General features: G+C 65.9%; 13 protein-coding genes. 7 read left to right on the forward strand and 6 right to left on the reverse strand.

Annotated elements, in window-relative coordinates; translation table 11 throughout:
• Positions 1-52: 52 nt before the first annotated feature.
• A complete protein-coding gene (locus VX037_RS03375; protein WP_235725856.1) occupies positions 53-1,255 on the forward strand; it encodes a pyridoxal phosphate-dependent aminotransferase in 1,203 nt (400 codons plus the stop codon).
• A 28-nt stretch (positions 1,256-1,283) separates the two neighbouring features.
• On the opposite strand, the gene VX037_RS03380 is transcribed toward VX037_RS03375, so the two are convergent.
• Complete coding sequence (locus VX037_RS03380; protein WP_235725855.1) at positions 1,284-2,267, reverse strand: LLM class F420-dependent oxidoreductase; 984 nt, start codon at positions 2,265-2,267, stop codon at positions 1,284-1,286.
• 109 nt (positions 2,268-2,376) lie between these two features.
• Here VX037_RS03380 and VX037_RS03385 point away from each other — a divergent pair, with 109 nt between their 5' ends.
• Entirely contained in the window at positions 2,377-3,033 is a 657-nt protein-coding gene (locus VX037_RS03385) for a TetR/AcrR family transcriptional regulator (protein ID WP_235725854.1), read from the forward strand.
• Between the two features lie 27 nt (positions 3,034-3,060).
• On the opposite strand, the gene VX037_RS03390 is transcribed toward VX037_RS03385, so the two are convergent.
• Positions 3,061-4,536 carry a GMC oxidoreductase gene (locus VX037_RS03390; protein ID WP_442903631.1) on the reverse strand — a complete coding sequence of 492 codons (1,476 nt, stop codon included), beginning with the start codon at positions 4,534-4,536 and terminating at the stop codon, positions 3,061-3,063.
• Positions 4,537-5,027: 491 nt separating this feature from the next.
• On the opposite strand from VX037_RS03390, the gene VX037_RS03395 reads away from it, so the two are divergent.
• From VX037_RS03395 to VX037_RS03405, 3 genes are read left to right on the forward strand one after another with little or no spacing between them, the layout of a single operon-like run.
• The gene (locus VX037_RS03395) at positions 5,028-5,606 is read left to right on the forward strand and encodes a TetR/AcrR family transcriptional regulator (protein WP_266062665.1); all 579 of its coding nucleotides are present in this window, start codon (positions 5,028-5,030) and stop codon (positions 5,604-5,606) included.
• Complete coding sequence (locus VX037_RS03400; protein ID WP_266062666.1) at positions 5,596-7,137, forward strand: flavin-containing monooxygenase; 1,542 nt, start codon at positions 5,596-5,598, stop codon at positions 7,135-7,137. The genes VX037_RS03395 and VX037_RS03400 overlap by 11 nt, the downstream gene beginning before the upstream one ends.
• The gene (locus tag VX037_RS03405) at positions 7,134-8,834 is read left to right on the forward strand and encodes an FAD-dependent oxidoreductase (RefSeq protein WP_235725851.1); all 1,701 of its coding nucleotides are present in this window, start codon (positions 7,134-7,136) and stop codon (positions 8,832-8,834) included. Before VX037_RS03400 ends, VX037_RS03405 begins: the two co-directional genes overlap by 4 nt.
• 230 nt (positions 8,835-9,064) lie before the next feature.
• Here VX037_RS03405 and VX037_RS03410 read toward each other — a convergent pair whose 3' ends face one another.
• From VX037_RS03410 to VX037_RS03425, 4 genes are all read right to left on the reverse strand, one after another.
• Positions 9,065-10,312 carry an HNH endonuclease gene (locus tag VX037_RS03410; protein ID WP_328713206.1) on the reverse strand — a complete coding sequence of 416 codons (1,248 nt, stop codon included), beginning with the start codon at positions 10,310-10,312 and terminating at the stop codon, positions 9,065-9,067.
• 365 nt (positions 10,313-10,677) lie between these two features.
• Positions 10,678-11,490: a mycofactocin-coupled SDR family oxidoreductase gene (locus tag VX037_RS03415; RefSeq protein WP_235725799.1), complete on the reverse strand. Its 813-nt coding sequence runs from the start codon at positions 11,488-11,490 to the stop codon at positions 10,678-10,680.
• A gap of 45 nt (positions 11,491-11,535) precedes the next feature.
• On the reverse strand, positions 11,536-12,156 hold the full coding sequence (locus VX037_RS03420; protein WP_266062670.1) for a TetR family transcriptional regulator: 621 nt from the start codon (positions 12,154-12,156) through the stop codon (positions 11,536-11,538).
• A 19-nt stretch (positions 12,157-12,175) separates the two neighbouring features.
• Positions 12,176-14,410: an MMPL family transporter gene (locus VX037_RS03425; RefSeq protein ID WP_328713207.1), complete on the reverse strand. Its 2,235-nt coding sequence runs from the start codon at positions 14,408-14,410 to the stop codon at positions 12,176-12,178.
• A 191-nt stretch (positions 14,411-14,601) separates the two neighbouring features.
• On the opposite strand from VX037_RS03425, the gene VX037_RS03430 reads away from it, so the two are divergent.
• A complete protein-coding gene (locus VX037_RS03430; RefSeq protein WP_235725796.1) occupies positions 14,602-15,225 on the forward strand; it encodes an alpha-ketoglutarate-dependent dioxygenase AlkB in 624 nt (207 codons plus the stop codon).
• A 101-nt stretch (positions 15,226-15,326) separates the two neighbouring features.
• Positions 15,327-15,878, forward strand: a complete 552-nt coding sequence (locus VX037_RS03435; protein WP_287016291.1) for a hypothetical protein — start codon at positions 15,327-15,329, stop codon at positions 15,876-15,878.
• The last annotated feature ends 18 nt before the right edge of the window (positions 15,879-15,896 follow it).

Below are 15,896 nucleotides of genomic sequence, written 5' to 3' on the forward strand. Positions count from 1 at the left end.
GTGGCAGATGCTACCGCTGCCGACGCGGACTCGGGGCGATGCTGTCAACCCGATGACCGACGGGTGTGCCCGCGCCACCGAGTATGTCAGCCTGGACTGCGTGCGCACCGTTTCCCGCCTTCGTCCCTTCGGCACCACCGTCTTCGCCGAGATGTCGGCGCTGGCCGTCGAGCATTCAGCAGTGAATCTCGGCCAGGGCTTCCCCGACACGGACGGTCCGGCGTCGATGCTGGCTGCGGCTGCGCGGGCGATCGCCGAAGGCCACAATCAATATCCGCCGGGCATCGGCGTGGCCGAGCTTCGCCACGCGGTCGCCCGCCACCAGGATCACCATTACGGGCTCCGGTACGACCCGGACACTGAGGTGCTGATCACTGTGGGCGCCACCGAGGCGATCGCCGGTTCGGTGGTGGGACTCGTGGAGCCCGGCAGCGACGTGGTGATGATCGAGCCCTACTACGACTCCTATGCCGCCACCGTCGCGATGGCCGGCGGCAACCGACGCACCGTCCCGCTCGTCGGCGACGCGGACGGATTCCGGCTCGATCGTAGTCGGTTGGCCGAAGCGTTCACGCCGCAGACATCGATGATCCTGGTCAACTCGCCGCACAACCCGACCGGTACGGTGCTCGCCGATGATGACCTCGCCGAGATAGCCCGGTTGTGCGTTGCGCACGATGTCGTCGCCGTGACCGATGAGGTCTACGAGCACCTGCTGTTCGACGGACGCGTGCACCGGCCGCTGGCCACCTTCCCCGGCATGCGGGAACGTACGTTGCGCATCTCAAGTGCGGCAAAGACGTTCAACTGCACCGGGTGGAAGGTCGGCTGGGTCAGCGGACCCGCCGACCTGGTGGCGGCCGCACGCGCAGCCAAGCAGTTCATGTCCTATGTCGGTTCGGGCCCGTTCCAGCCCGCGGTCGCCCATGCCCTCGACCACGAAATGGATTGGGTACGAGCATCTTCGGCCGAGCTGGCCGGCAAACGCGACCTGCTGTCGGCCGCGTTGCGCGATGCCGGGTTCGATGTGCATCGCAGCGAGGCGAGCTATTTCGTCTGCGCCGACCCGCGTCCGGTGGGTTATGCCGACGGAATCGAGTTCTGTCGCATGCTGCCCGAACGGATCGGCGTCGCGGCGGTGCCGGTCAGCGCGTTCGTCGACGACAAGTCCACATGGCGTCATCTGGTCCGATTCGCGTTCAGCAAGCGGGAGGACGTGATCGCCGAGGCGGCCCAACGCCTTCGACGACTCTGAGCCCGGCATCAACGCGGGGCCCGGGGCATCAACGCAAGGCCGGCATCACCTGGTGCTCGAACAGTTCCAGACTGCTGGTGTCGTGTGCGATGTCGGGGAAATAGAAGATTCCGTACGACATCCCGGCCTCGGACAGTCCGGACAGGTTCTCGATGACCTGCTCCGGCGTACCCACTGCGGGCATCCCGCGGAAGGCACTCATGGTCGCGTTCGCCACGTCGGCTGGCACGAATCCTGCCAACCGCGCCTGGAGCGCGTCCAGCCGCTGCGCCACCTCGGCGTCACTCTCGGCGATGATCACGTTGTAGTTGGCCGACCTGACGATCGAGTCGTAATCACGTCCCAGGTCGGCACAATGCTGTTGCAGCACCGAGGACTTGTGGGCGAAGCCGTCCGGCGTCCCGTCGAAATTGGTGTAGTCGGCGTACTTCGCCGCGATCCGCAAGGTCTTGCGTTCCCCGCCACCAGCGATCCACAGCGGGAGTCGCCCGGCCTCCGGCTGCGGAGCGCAGATGGCGTCGTCGACCTGATAATGCCTGCCGTCCAACGTGGCTCGGCCCAGTTCCCAGGCCTGTTTCATGATCTGCACTCCTTCGTCCAGGCGTGCAAGACGCTCCCCGGCCGACGGGAAACCGTAACCGTAGGCGCGCCATTCATGCTCGTACCATCCTCCCCCGATACCCATCTGCACCCGACCACCCGAGATCAGGTCGGCGGTCGCCGCAACCTTCGCCAGGTACATCGGATTGCGATAGCTCATCGCCGTGCACATCTGCCCGATGTCCACTCGAGAGGTGGTCGCGGCGAACGCCGACACCAGCGTCCACGCCTCGTGGGTCGCCTCGTCGGTCGGCAACGGGACGGTGTGGAAGTGGTCATAGACCCAGATGGAATCCCATGCGCCGGTGTCGGCACGGCCGGCCAGGCCCGACATCACCGACCACTGGTCGGCCGGCGGTATCCCGGTCAGATCGAGTCGCCAGCCTTGGGGAATGAAGAGACCGAAGCGCATGACCACACGCTACCGTCGTGAGGGCGCGGCCGGCCACGGTCGCACACCCTAAACTGGGACGAGAGTCCGACAGCGGGTTCGGTCGGGGGCAGGCAGGAGAACGAGTCCGATGGCAAAGGGCCGCAGCGAGCAGGTGGCGAACACCCGGGGTCTCCTGCTCCGCACCGCTGAACGACTGTTCGCCGAACAGGGCATCTCGTCGGTCTCCAACCGCCAGATCAGTGAGGCCGCCGGGCAGGGGAACAACTTCGCCGTCGGCTACCACTTCGGCGGCAAACTCGAACTGGTGCGGTCGATCCTCGCTCACCACAACGCGGCGATCGAGCCCATCCGGCGGACGATGTTGGCCGACCTCGGATCGACGGTCCAATTGCGCGACTGGATCAGCTGTCTGGTCCGCCCGCAGACCGACTACCTGGATTCACTGGGTGCACCAACCTATTTCGCGCGATTTTGCGCGCAAATCACCACCGACCCCCAATACGGTCGAACGCTGTATGAGCAGGCCGATATCTCCGACGAGCTGATCACGTTGCTCACCGGGCTCTATTCGGCGCTGCCCGCCCTGCCGCCGTCGGTCCTCGAGATCCGCGACACCATGGCCCGGAACATGATCGTGTTGACCCTCGCCGACCATGAGCGGGCGTGCGCCGATGGCGCCGCGACCCGCTCGTGGTCTGAGGTCTCCGATCAGGTCGTCGACGCTCTGGTCGGCATGTGGCTGGCGCCGGTCGTCGGACCATCCGACGACTCGTCGCCCGCCTAGTTCTCGCCTTGTGCCCCGCACGAAAGCTCAGATGATCGACCCCACATCGCACGCCACGATCTCGTCCAGCGCCCGCTCGGCCACGGCGGCGATCGTCATCGACGGATTGCATGCCGCGGTGTTGCCGGGGATCAACGCACCGTCGAGAACGTACAGACCGCGTTGACCGTGCACGCGACCCTCGAGGTCGCACACCGGCCCCATGTTCGCCCCTCCGAGCGCATGCCACGTCGAGGGCACCACCGCGTTGGTGTCGGTGAGGATCCCGGTGGGCCCGGCGATCGCGGCGGCCGTCGGGTGGATGGCACCGTTCTGAATCCGCGCGTCGCCCTCGTGTGGCCACCAGAGTTTGGCCTCCCCGGCAGCAGAGTCGTAGGCGAAGTGCCCACGCGCATCGCTCACTCCGAAACCAACCATCATCGTGCTGTGTGAGTCGAGACCGAAACCGGGTATGGCGGCTTGGATGACCGTATGGGCGCGGTCGGGATCAGACCAGTTGAGGCTGCCGTACACGACCGGGCCACCCTGCACTGCGCCGAAACCACCCGATGGGTCCGACCACAGGTAGATTCGATCGGCGTTGGTTCCCCACCCGTGCCCGAGTCCGTCGGGCAGGTCGCCGATCAATCCACGCGCCGACGCGCGCACCAGCAGTTTGGTGGTGTTGAGGCTGCCCGCGGCCATCACCAGTGCACCGGCGGTGAGGATCTTCTTCTCCCGCACGGTCCCGTCCGACGCGATGCGATCCACATGCACCGTCCACCGGCCGTCGCGTGCGCGAGCGACATCGGTCACCTCGTGCTGCGGGCGCACATCGACCAGTCCGGTGCGCTCGGCCGCGGCGAGGTAGGTGACGTCGACGGAATGTTTGCCTCCGTTGTTGACACCCATCGCGCCGGAACCGTCGGTGTAGGACGGCTTCATCTTGCCCTCGATCTCGGCGAGCGCATAGTCCCAGTCGATCGGCATGGGGATCTTGGACACCGGAAGACCGGCGGAACGGGCATGGCGGGCGAAGGTTCGCACCGCGCGGTAGTTCGGCGTGTTGATGAGTCGGTCCGGCGCGGTCTCGATCTGCAGCATCCGCGCCACGCGCGGGTAATGGATCCGATTCATCGTCGCCCAATCCAGCTGCTCTGGCAGCTGGGTGTTGAACACGTCCTGCGCCGGCTGCAACGTCATCCCCTGATAGACCAGTGAGCCTCCGCCGACGCCAGCCGCACACAGGGCGGTCATGTTCTGCCCGATGACCGTTTCGACCAGCCCAACATACGGGTCGAAAGGCATTGGCCTACCAAAAAGTTCCGGTTCCGAGCGATACCACAGCAGGCGTTTGTCCGGCTGGGTCGGATTCGGGAAGGTGGTGGCGTTGGGGCCGGTGCGCCATCGTCGACCTCGCTCCAGCACCACTAGCGGCACGCCTGCTTGCGACAGGCGAAGTGCGGTGACACCGCCTCCGAAACCCGACCCGATCACCACCACCCGGTGATCTTCCCGCGTCACTTTCACTCGGCGCACAGGCGCCGAGAACACTTGCCCCACATTCGATGAGGTTGCCGCGGCCGCCCCCACGGCCGCCACCCCACCGAGAAATGATCGACGTGCGATCACGTCAGCCCCCCTCGAGCGTCTCGTCCTCGTGGGCCCACCTACGCGCGGCGGGCCGGGAGACATTGAAACATGTTTCAGTCATCCGACTCAAGGCTACGCGAGATCGCACGCGCTGACGCCGCTCGCTCGCGCGATGCCGCTGGAGGCACGCCATGCGGGCACGCGCATGTCCGGGAACATCACGACCCACGGGGGTCGGAGGGATAATCCAGATCGTCGCCCGCTGCGGTGATGTCGGCGGACACTTTCCGACGGCGCCAGGCCCGGCGGCGGCCTGGCTCGGCAGTTCAACGCGGAGATCGACGAGCACAGCAGCGCCGCCGAATCACGGAACTAAACAAGCAGTCTGGACTGTTTGTGATTTTCGCACTACCGTCACCGACATGACCGAGCACGAACCCGCTCCTACGCGAACCCAGGCACAGCGCACCGCGGCCACCCGCGCCAGGGTGCTCGACGCCGCCATCGACTCGCTCGTCGAGCTCGGCTATGCGCGCACGACGACGCAGGAGGTCAATCGGCGTGCCGGGGTTTCGCGCGGCGCTCTACTCCACCATTTCCCCACCCGTGAATCTCTGGTCGTCGCCGCCGTCGGCCATCTGGTCGAGGCCCGCATGACCGAGATCCTGCAGCGCCCGCGCACCGGCGGCGAAGACATCTCGGTGATCATCGAAGCCTTCAGCGGACCTCTGTTCGACGCGGCGCTCGAGCTGTGGGTGGCCGCCCGAACCGACGACGCATTGCGCACCGCCATGGCGCCCCTCGAGCAAAAGGTCTCCGACGCGCTCACCACGGGCAGCGAAGAGCTTTTCGGCGCGCGCTACACGCCCGATCAGATCGCATTGTCGGTGGAGCTCGCGCGTGGCCTTGCGGTCTCACGCATCCTGCGCACCCCAGACTCCGACCGCGCCTTCACCGACCGCGTGCTCACCACTTGGAAGGACATCCTCGATGCCCAGTGATCCCACTCCGATACCTCGCTGCGACCGGCTACCCGACCGCGTCGACGTCCTCGTCGTCGGCGCCGGATTCGGCGGCCTGGCAGCCCTGCATCGCCTGTCCGTCGACCACCCCGATCTGAACGTTCTCGCTGTCGAGCGCGCCGAGGGCGCGGGCGGGGTGTGGCGCGCCAACGACTATCCCGGAGCCGCGTGCGACGTCCCCACTTCGCTGTACTCGCTGTCGTTCGCACCGAATCCCGACTGGTCACACACGTACGGGCGCCAGCACGAGATTCGCGACTACCTGGTGGGCGTTGCGGCCCAGTTCGATGACCGCATCCGTTACCGCTGCGCGCTGCTGGATGCGCAGTGGGATGACGCCGCAGGTGAGTGGTCGGTCACCACCGAACTCGGTGGTCTTCGGTGCCGGTTCCTGGTGGCTGCCCCCGGCGCGCTGTCGGCGCCGGGAGTCCCCGATCTGCCGGGGTCAGAGACGTTCGACGGTCACGTATTCCACAGCGCGCGCTGGGATCACGAGCACACCTTGTGGGGCCGTCGGGTCGGGATCGTCGGCAGCGGCGCCTCGGCGGTGCAGATCGTCCCGGAGATCGTCGACGAGGTGGAGCACCTGGTGGTCTTCCAACGCACACCCGCGTGGGTCGTGCCGCGCCTCGACCGCCGCATCGGACGAGCCGAGCAGGAACTGTACCGACGCATTCCCGCGGCGCACCGCCTGATGCGCAGGATGGTCCATCTCTACCGCGAGTCCTATGTGATCATGATGGCGCGGCGTCCGGAGTTGCTGCCGATCGCCACGGCGATGGGTAAGGCACAGCTGCGGCTCCAGGTGCGCGACCGCACGCTGCGGCAGCGACTGACCCCGCGATACACCATCGGGTGCAAGCGCATGCTGCTCACCAACAAATGGTTTCCCGCGCTGCAGCGACCCAACGTGACGGTCACCGGCGCGCTGACGGCGTTGTCCGACGGTGGCGCGATCGACGACTCCGGAACAACGCACGAGGTCGACACACTCATCTATGCCACCGGTTTCACCCCCACCGAACCACCCATCGCCCAGCACATTCGCGGGCGCACCGGCGCCACGCTCGCCGAAACCTGGGCCGGATCGCCGTCGGCCTACCGTGGCGTGTCGATCCACGGGTTCCCCAATCTCTTCTTCCTGTACGGGCCCAACACCAACCTCGGGCACAGCTCGATCGTGTTGATGCTCGAACCACAGGCGCGCTACGTCAGTACCACGATCGCCCACCTGCGCACCGCCGGCATCGACACCGTGGAGGTGCGGGCCGACGCCCAGCATCAGTACAACTCCCATCTCGACGACGAACTCGCCGGAACGGTCTGGAACACCGGCGGCTGCGCCAGTTGGTACATCGACTCGTCCGGCCGCAACTCGGTGATGTGGCCGACGTTCACGAACACCTATCGACGGCTGATGTCACACTTCGAGCCGCTCGATCACCGTCTGGGTCGTCGCCACGGTGCGACTGCCGGCCAATCGGCGCGCGAAGCTGAGGTCGGCCGATGACGACTCGCGACGACCACTACGACGTCCTCATCGTCGGTTCGGGATTCGGCGGCTCGGTTGCGGCGCTGCGCCTGGCGGAGAAAGGCTACCGCGTGGCGGTGCTGGAGGCGGGACGACGATTCGCCGACCATGAACTCCCCAAGACGAGCTGGCGCATCCGGGACTATTTGTGGGCACCGGCACTCGGATGCTATGGCGTACAACGTATGCACCCACTTCGCGACGTGCTCGTGATGGCCGGCGCGGGAGTCGGTGGCGGGTCGCTGAACTATGCGAACACCCTGTATCGACCGTTGCCCGCGTTCTTCGACGACCCGCACTGGGGCGCCATCACCGACTGGGCGAGCGAACTCGACCCGTACTACGACCAGGCGGCGCGCATGCTGGGCGTGACCACTTTTCCCGACACCACCGCCGCCGACGAGGTGATGGCCCAAGTCGCCGAGGAAATGGGCGTCGGTGACACCTTCGTCCGCACGCCGGTCGGTGTGTTCTTCGGAGAACCGGGCAGCACCGTCGCCGATCCCTACTTCGGCGGTGCAGGACCTGACCGCACGGGGTGCACCCAATGCGGTTCATGCATGACAGGGTGTCGGGTGGGCGCGAAGAACACTTTGGTCAAGAACTACCTACATCTGGCGGAAGGCCTCGGCGCGCAGATCATCCCGATGACAACGGTCGTCGGCGTGCGACACCAGACTGTGGGCGGTTACGAGGTCGACACTCGTCGGACGGGCGCGAAAGTCCGTCGCCGGCGACGCACCTTCACCGCCGATCAGGTCGTCTTCGCCGCTGGCACCTACGGCACCAACAAATTGTTGCTGTCCATGCAGCGCTCCGGCAACCTGCCGAGGCTGTCGGGCCGCCTTGGAAAGGTGGTGCGCACCAACTCCGAAGCAGTCCTGGCCGCCACCGCACGCGACACCACCACCGACTACACCCGCGGCGTCGCGATCACCTCATCCTTTCACCCCAACGACCACACCCATATCGAACCGGTCCGCTATGGCAAGGGCAGCAACCTGATCGGACTGCTCCAGGCGATCCTGGTGGACGGCGACGGCCGCACACCGCGCTTGCTCAAGGCGATACTCGCGATGGCCGCGCACCCGGCCACCACGGCGCGGTCGCTGTCGGTGCGCCATTGGTCGGAACGGACCATCATCGCACTCGTCATGCAGACCATCGACAACTCGATCGAACTGTTCGCGGCGGGCACCGGGCCGGCGCTTCGAAGTCGGCCCGGCGACGGTGACCCGCCACCGAGATGGATTCCCGAGGGGCACACCGCCGTCCGGTCCGCCGCCCGACAGATCGACGGAGATGCGGGCGGTTCGCTCGTCGACCTGCTCAACATCCCGATGACGGCACACTTCCTCGGCGGTTGCGCCATCGGCGCCTCCCCTGAGGACGGTGTGGTCGACGCCTACCATCGCGTCTTCGGATATCCGGGACTGCACGTGGTAGACGGTTCGACCGTGTCGGCGAATCTCGGAGTCAATCCGTCATTGACCATCACCGCACAGGCCGAGCGCGCAATGGCGCTGTGGCCCAATGCCGGAGAATCCGACCCTCGCCCACAACTCGGATCGGACTATGTGCCCGTGGAAGCGGTCGAACCATATCGCCCGGCCGTGCCACCATCGGCGCCGGGTGCACTCCGTCTGCCGATCACTCCGGTGCAGCGGTGGGCGTGATCGGCCGGCCGGCCTGGATACGCCGCCCGACCTGACGGATCGGGGCGTACGGTGTCGCGTATCGCGCACCACAAGGGTTGCTGTGCAACCGATGTGGCCGTCGGGTACGCGACACCGTTGCGGCGCCGTTGTTTCACGCTATGGAGTTCTCAAGGGACGGTTGCGGTCCCGACCGGGGTCGGGTGCGTGGGAAGACGTGGCTGCGTGACCTACTCGCCGGTCAGCGTGGCTCAGGCGGCGGCGGGTAGGTTGTCGAGGTTGAGGGTGCGCCGGTTGTAGGCCGGTATCGGCCGACGTGTCGGGTCGACAGCGACGGGTGGGATGAGCCAGGGATGTCGGTCGTGACCCATGATCACTTCCCAACCGTTGTGGTGGATGTCGGCATGACACGACGGGCACAGCAGACATCCGTTGTCCAACACCGTGATTCCACCGTCCGCCCAATGCACGATATGGTGGCCCTGGCAGCGGGAGGCCGCCACGCCGCATTTGATGCAACACTCATCGCGCTTGTGCAACGCCTTACGGAGATGGGCTGGGAACAGGCGTTTGTCTTTACTCATCTCCATCGGCACCGCCTCACCATCGACAATCGCGACCGTCGCAGTGGTGTCACAGGTCAACGTGCGCAACATGGCTTCGGAGATCGACCCCAGGAACGGCAGTTCGGCCAAATCGGGAGTATCGGCGGGCACCGACACCAATAACTGGTGACGTGGTGCCGACGCCGCATCACCACTGCGGGCAGCGATATCCAGGAGCGCTTCGAGGGCGTCGGCATGCCGGCGTTCGGGGCTGCGGGCATCCGGTGAGCCGTCGGGTTCGGGGCGGGGTGCCGCCAACTCTTCCATTGCGGCCGAGAATTTTTCGCCGACCTCGGTGTTGAGGTCGGCACGTACCTGCAGCCGTCCGTCACCGTCGACATCGTGGACGAGCGTGTTGAGGTTGCGGTCCTCGGATGCCGGTAGCCCACCGGCGTCGGCGGCGGCCTGGTTACCCAGACGACGCGCACGTTTACCGATGTCGGCGGGCGTGGCGCCGGAAAAGAAGTGGGCGAGAAGTTCGGTCACGATGTTTAGACGCGCTACATCGTCGATCGGTTCCGCCGATCTTTTCCCGACATGATCGACTCCTTTACCCACCGCGTCCACATGTTCGGCGGAGATCGCCCCATCGGCGGCATGCGCGGCCAGAGTGGGTAGCTGCTCGCGTGCGGCAGTGATACGGATCAGACGGGACGCGACCGCCGGCGCGAGCCCCATCACGATCAACAGTTCGCTGAGTTTGCGGCCGTGGTCGCGGGCCACACCGAGGCGGTCCAGATGGCCGACCACCGTCGCGGCGTGATGGTCGATCAGATTACGTAACGTGACCAGAGCGGTCATCGCATCGAACGCGGCCCGCCCCGACATATCGTCGCCCAAGTGCAGGTCACGAACAGAATCAGTGATGGTGGTGAGATCCCCCGAAGCTCCCATGACTCCACTATGGTCGAACACCAGTTCGATGTCAAGGAGATTCTTGAAAATAGTGCAGAAGATTTTTGAGCGGGTGGGGTGGTTTCGATACGCGACGGGCTCGCAAGCTCGCACGCCGCTACTCAACCAACGAAAAGGGGGCGGCGGCACGTAGGGCGGGCGCCGCTACTCAACCAACGAAAAGGGGGCGGCGGCACGTAGGACGGGCGCCGCTACTCAACCAGCGAGGGGGGCGGCCGTGCATGGGGTGGCACGCCGCTACCCAACGAGCGACAGGGGCAGCGGTGCATGGCGTGGCACGCCGCTACCCAACGAGGAACGGACAGCGGGCTCGCAGGCTTGCGCCGACTGATCCGGTGAGACCGTCAGAAGTACTGGGCCCCACCATCAATGGAGATGTGCTCGGCGGTGATGAACTTCGATTCGTCGGAGGCGAGGAACGCGACGACGTTCGCGATCTCCGACGGCTCGGCGACGAACTGGTTGAGGAAGGTCATCCCCATGCCGGCCAGGCGCGGATTGGCCGCGTTGGTCTCCTCGATCCGCGCGACCATCTGTCCGGAGCCCATCGGCGTGGCGACGGCACCGGGGTGGATGCTGTTGACCCGGATGTCGTGATTGCCCAACTCCGCAGCGAAAGCCCGTGTCATCCCCACCAACGCATGCTTGCTGGTGGTGTAGTGAACCATGAAGGGCTGCAACTTCTTACCGGCCAGCGAGCTGGTCAGGATGACCGATCCGCCACCTCGCTCGATGAGATGCGGCGCCGTCGCCGTGACGGTGTTCCACACGCCGATGACGTTGATGTCCATCACGTCGCGGAAGCTGGTCGGAGTCACCTCGTCCCAGGTCTCCGGAATGCAGATGCCGGCATTCGCCACCACCACATCCAAGCCGCCGAACATGGCGACGCCCTCGGCGACGGACTCCCGGAGCGCCTCGAGATCTCGCACATCGCATTGCCGCAGGTGCGCCGCGGCGCCCTGCTCCTCGACAAGACGACGGGTCTCGTCGAGGTCTTCCGGGGTGGCCGGGTCATACGGTACGCCGGGCAACGGGCCGGCGATGTCGACGCCGACGATGGTCGCCCCTTCAGCTGCGAGTCGGACGGCGTGGGCACGGCCCTGGCCGCGGGCCACACCGGTGATGAAGGCGATTTTGTGGTCGAGTCTTCCCATGGTGTGAAGTCCTTTCGTGAGCCGATGCCCGAACTGGTCTCCCACTCAGAGCGGCAGACCCTGTTCCAGCAGATCGACCGCGTTGAGCAGGGTGGCGAGCAGGTCGTCGTCGGTGGGGTCATCCCTGGATTGTGCGAAGTGAAACATCACTCCGCCCGCGGCGGCAATGAACACCCGTAGGCGAAGGTCATCGGACTGCACGCCCAGGTAGTCGGCGAAGAAGTCTGTCGCCTCCGAAATCGCTCTGTCGCTTTCGATCTGGTAGGCGGTTCGCAGCGTCGGCTCGGACTGGATCAGCCGCATGCGTGCGGAGTTGCTCACCCACTCGTCGGCGGTCCCGATGCGGAACATCTGTCCGATCAACCGGCGCAGCAGATCGAAATGCCCCAGCCCGGGCGGGATGGCGGCGATTGCGTCGTGCCGAGCTTCCTCCAGATCGTCGGAGATGACGACCTGCTCCTTGGAGGCGAAGTACCGGAAGAACGTGGTGTGAGAGACCTCTGCCTCGCGCGCGATCTGCTCAACTGTCGTGTGGGTGTAGCCGTACTCGGCGAACAGCTTCATCGCCGCGTCGCGGATCGCTTTGCGGGTGCGAATCTTGTTCTTCTCCCGCAAACCGATCCGACGCCCCGGGCCGCAGCCCGGGGACGTCGTCGGTGTGGCCATTTGTCGGTGACCTCCCTGATCAGGTCGCCGGGGCGACCGCCTGCCGCTCGTTGTCGGCATCGAGGTGTTCGAGCCCGCGGTCGCGGACCGCACCACCCTCGATGTCGAAGTTCACCACAAGACGATCCAACCACTTCGGCAGCCCCCAGGCGCGATCACCCAGCAGAGCGATGATCGCCGGCACCACCATCATCCGGATGATGAAGGCGTCGAACGCCACTGCCACCGCAAGCGAGAAGCCGAGCATCTTGGCCGTGGTGTCAGGCGCCAGCATGAACGCGGCGAACACGCTGATCATGATGATCGCGGCGGAGGTGACCACACGCGCACCGTGCCGGTATCCGGCGATGATGGCGTCCTTGGCTGACATCCCATGGATGTACTCCTCGCGCATTCGGGTCACCAGGAACACCTGATAATCCATCGCCAGGCCGAACACCACGCCGATCAGGAAGATAGGCAGGAACGACAGGATGGGCTTGGTGTTGTCGATCAGGCCCAGTGCGCCTTCCTGGAAGAAGAGCACCGTCATGCCGAAGGTGGCGAGCACGGAGAAGATGAAGCCGAGGGTGCCGATCAGGGGCACCCAGATCGAGCGGAAGACGCCGATCATGATCAGGAATGCCAGCCCGACCACGACCACCAGATACGGGATCAGCGCACTGTCGAGCTTGGCCGACAGATCCGACAGGATCGCCGTCTGCCCACCGACATGCAGTTCCACCCCGGCGGCTTCGGCGGTGGGCGCGTAGTCGCGGATCGTCTCCATCAGATCGTGCGTTGCGGCATCCGATGGCGCGCTGATCGGCGTCACCGAGATGAGTGCGGTGTCCGCTCCCACCTGTGGCTGCGGTGTTCCGTTACCCATCCAGGTGAGCGTGGCGGCGTTGGCCACGTCGTCGAGCGTCGCGATATGTTCCACGGCACTGTCGGCCGCAGCGCTGACGTCACCGTCTTCGGTGTGCAGCACCACCAGCAGCGGCCCGTTGATGCCCTCACCGAAACCGCGCTGCAGCAAGGTCTGCGCCTGCGCCTCGTCGTCGCTGGTCAGCGACATGCCGAGTTCCATCTTGGACATCGGGATCGCGGCCAGAGCCAGCACGGCGAGCCCCGCGACGATGAACGGGATCGGCCGATTGACCACTCTGCGACCGACTTTGACGCCCACGGTATCGAAGGTCGCACTCTCCTCAGCGTGCTTGATCCACGGTATGCGCGGGGTGAAGGCGAATCGGCCGACCGCGCCGAGCAGCGCCGGGATCAACGTGAGAGCTGCGACCACCGCCATGAACACGGCGACCGCGGCGCCCATACCCATCTGGGTGATCAGCGGGATGCCGATGACCATCAGGGCTGCGACGGCGATGATCACGGTGAGGCCGGCGAAGACGACGGCCGATCCGGCAGTGCCGACCGCTCGGCCGGCCGCATCGGCGGGCTCACCACCCCGCATGCGCTCGGTCCGGTAGCGGGACACGATGAACAGCGCGTAGTCGATCGAGACGGCGATGCCGAGCATGGTGACGATCGCGGTAGCGGTCTCGTTGATGCTGAGGAACTCCGCCGACAGCGTGAGCAGCATGATGGTGATCATCACGCCCACCAGGCCGGTGACCAGCGGGATGAATGCCGCCACGAGCGCACCGAACGCGACGATCATGACCACAAAGGCGACCGCGAAACCGATCAGCTCGGCAGTCCCACCGGCCTCCATGACCTGCATGAGCGAGCCGGTGGCCTCCACCTGCAGGCCATCACCACTGTGCTGGGCGAGGATCTCCTGCAGCTGCTCCTTCTCCTCGACGGTGAGATCCATGATCTCGATGTTCTGGCGGATCTGGATCAGGCCCACCCGACCTTCGTCGCCGAGGACCGACGCGCCGATGGTCGGGTTGGCCTGCGCGGCCACCACCGGGTTGACCACGGTGCTCGCATCGGTCAGATCGGGCAGTGACTTGAGGTCCTCGACCAGCGCGTTGATCTGATCGGTGTGCGCGGCCAGCCCGTCGTCGGCGGCCACGAGCACGCTGGTCGACGCTTGCGACTGCTGCTCCATGACCTGCGGGAAGTATTCCTCGATCTGCGAGGTGGCGGTACCGGAGTCGGTACCCGGCAGGCTGAAGTCCTTCGCGAACTTCGGGCTCAGCGCGCCCACCAAACCGGCCACCGTGACGGCGGCGAGCAGCCACGTCGCGATCACCCACCATTTGTGTCGGAAGCAGAATCTTCCGACTCGGAACAGCATTGAGGCCATCGTCTCCCTCTCGGATCGGCGGATCGCCGGCAGTCAAAGGTGTTAGTGACTACCACTTGTTACTGGATAACAACAAATGTCGGATTTCGCCACCGAGTCCGTCGCCAGAGTGTCGAATGCCTCCCTCCGCGCACCGCCGTGACGCGCACAATATCGAACACGCGTTCGCATGAGTCGGTATGCTCGCGTTCATGACCGCAGGTATGCAGTGGTCGCTGTTCGACCAGTCGACCGACACGGAGTTGCGCTCGCTCGACCGCACGTCCCGACACGTGCTGTCGGACGGCGCGTGGGTGGATCTACGTCCCGGATGGGTCGCCGGTTCGGCCGCACTCTTTGACCGCCTACACACGGCCACTGCATGGCGCGCCGAGCGACGACGCATGTACGACCGGGTGGTCGACGTCCCGCGGCTGGTCGCGACCTACCATTCCGCCGAATCGTTTCCCGACCCGATGCTCGTCGCCGCACGTGACGCACTCAGCGGCCATTACCGCCGCGAGTTACCCGAAGGGTTCGCCACCGCGGGCCTGTGCCTCTACCGGGATGGTTCCGACAGCGTTGCCTGGCACGGCGACCGGATCGGGCGGGGCTCACACGAGGACACCATGGTGGCGATCGTGTCGTTGGGCTCACCCCGGCCGTTGCTGCTGCGTCCACGCGCCGGCGGCCCGTCGGTGCGCTTCGTGGTGGGCCCCGGTGACCTGCTGGTGATGGGCGGCAGCTGCCAGCGCACCTGGGAGCACGCGGTACCGAAGGCCTCCGGGGTCGGCCCACGCATCAGCGTCCAGTTCCGCCCCCGCGGCGTGTGGTGATCGGCGCAACCGAAATTCACCCGTTCTTGTCGCCCCGCCAACATGGTCACGGTCGGTGGTGGTTGAATCGACGAGAAGGTCCACGCATCGGGGGGTTGTCAGTGAGTCTCAAGTCGCGCTTGTCCGCGCTCGCCGTCGGATCGGCGGCGGTGGCCATCGCAATCTCCGCCGCACCCGCCCTCGCCGCTCCACAGGACTCCGTCTTCGGCAGCGCAGGCAGTTCCGGTTCCGGGAGTGCGGGCAGTTCGGATCTGCTCGATGCCGGTAGTTCAGCGCTCGGCTCCTCGGGCGACAAGATCGAGCACTACGGCAAGCTGGGACGCGACAACGCCCCCAACGGGGTGAGGTCGATCAACGTCTGGGTGTACGCGCCGAACACGCAACCGATCAGCCCGGGTGTGTATCCCCGGAACTCACGACTCGGCGTCCGCTACAACTCGACGATCGATGCCGGGCCCGTCGTCGACGGCGACGAATGCGCGATGCAGATCCGGTTGAGCGGGCCGAAGGTGCCGAAGAAGGCGCAGCTCTTCAGCACGCAGGATTGCACGTCGGTCAAGCCCTACACGCTGCGCGCTCCGGGGTCGTACTCGATCAGCGTCACCGACACCATCTCCGGCGCCTCGAACGCGATCACCTTCGACGTCCAGTAGGCGCGGCTGCCCTTCGTG

It is taken from the genome of Gordonia sp. Z-3 (assembly GCF_036233855.1).
GTDB classification, from domain to species: Bacteria; Actinomycetota; Actinomycetes; order Mycobacteriales; family Mycobacteriaceae; genus Gordonia; species Gordonia tangerina.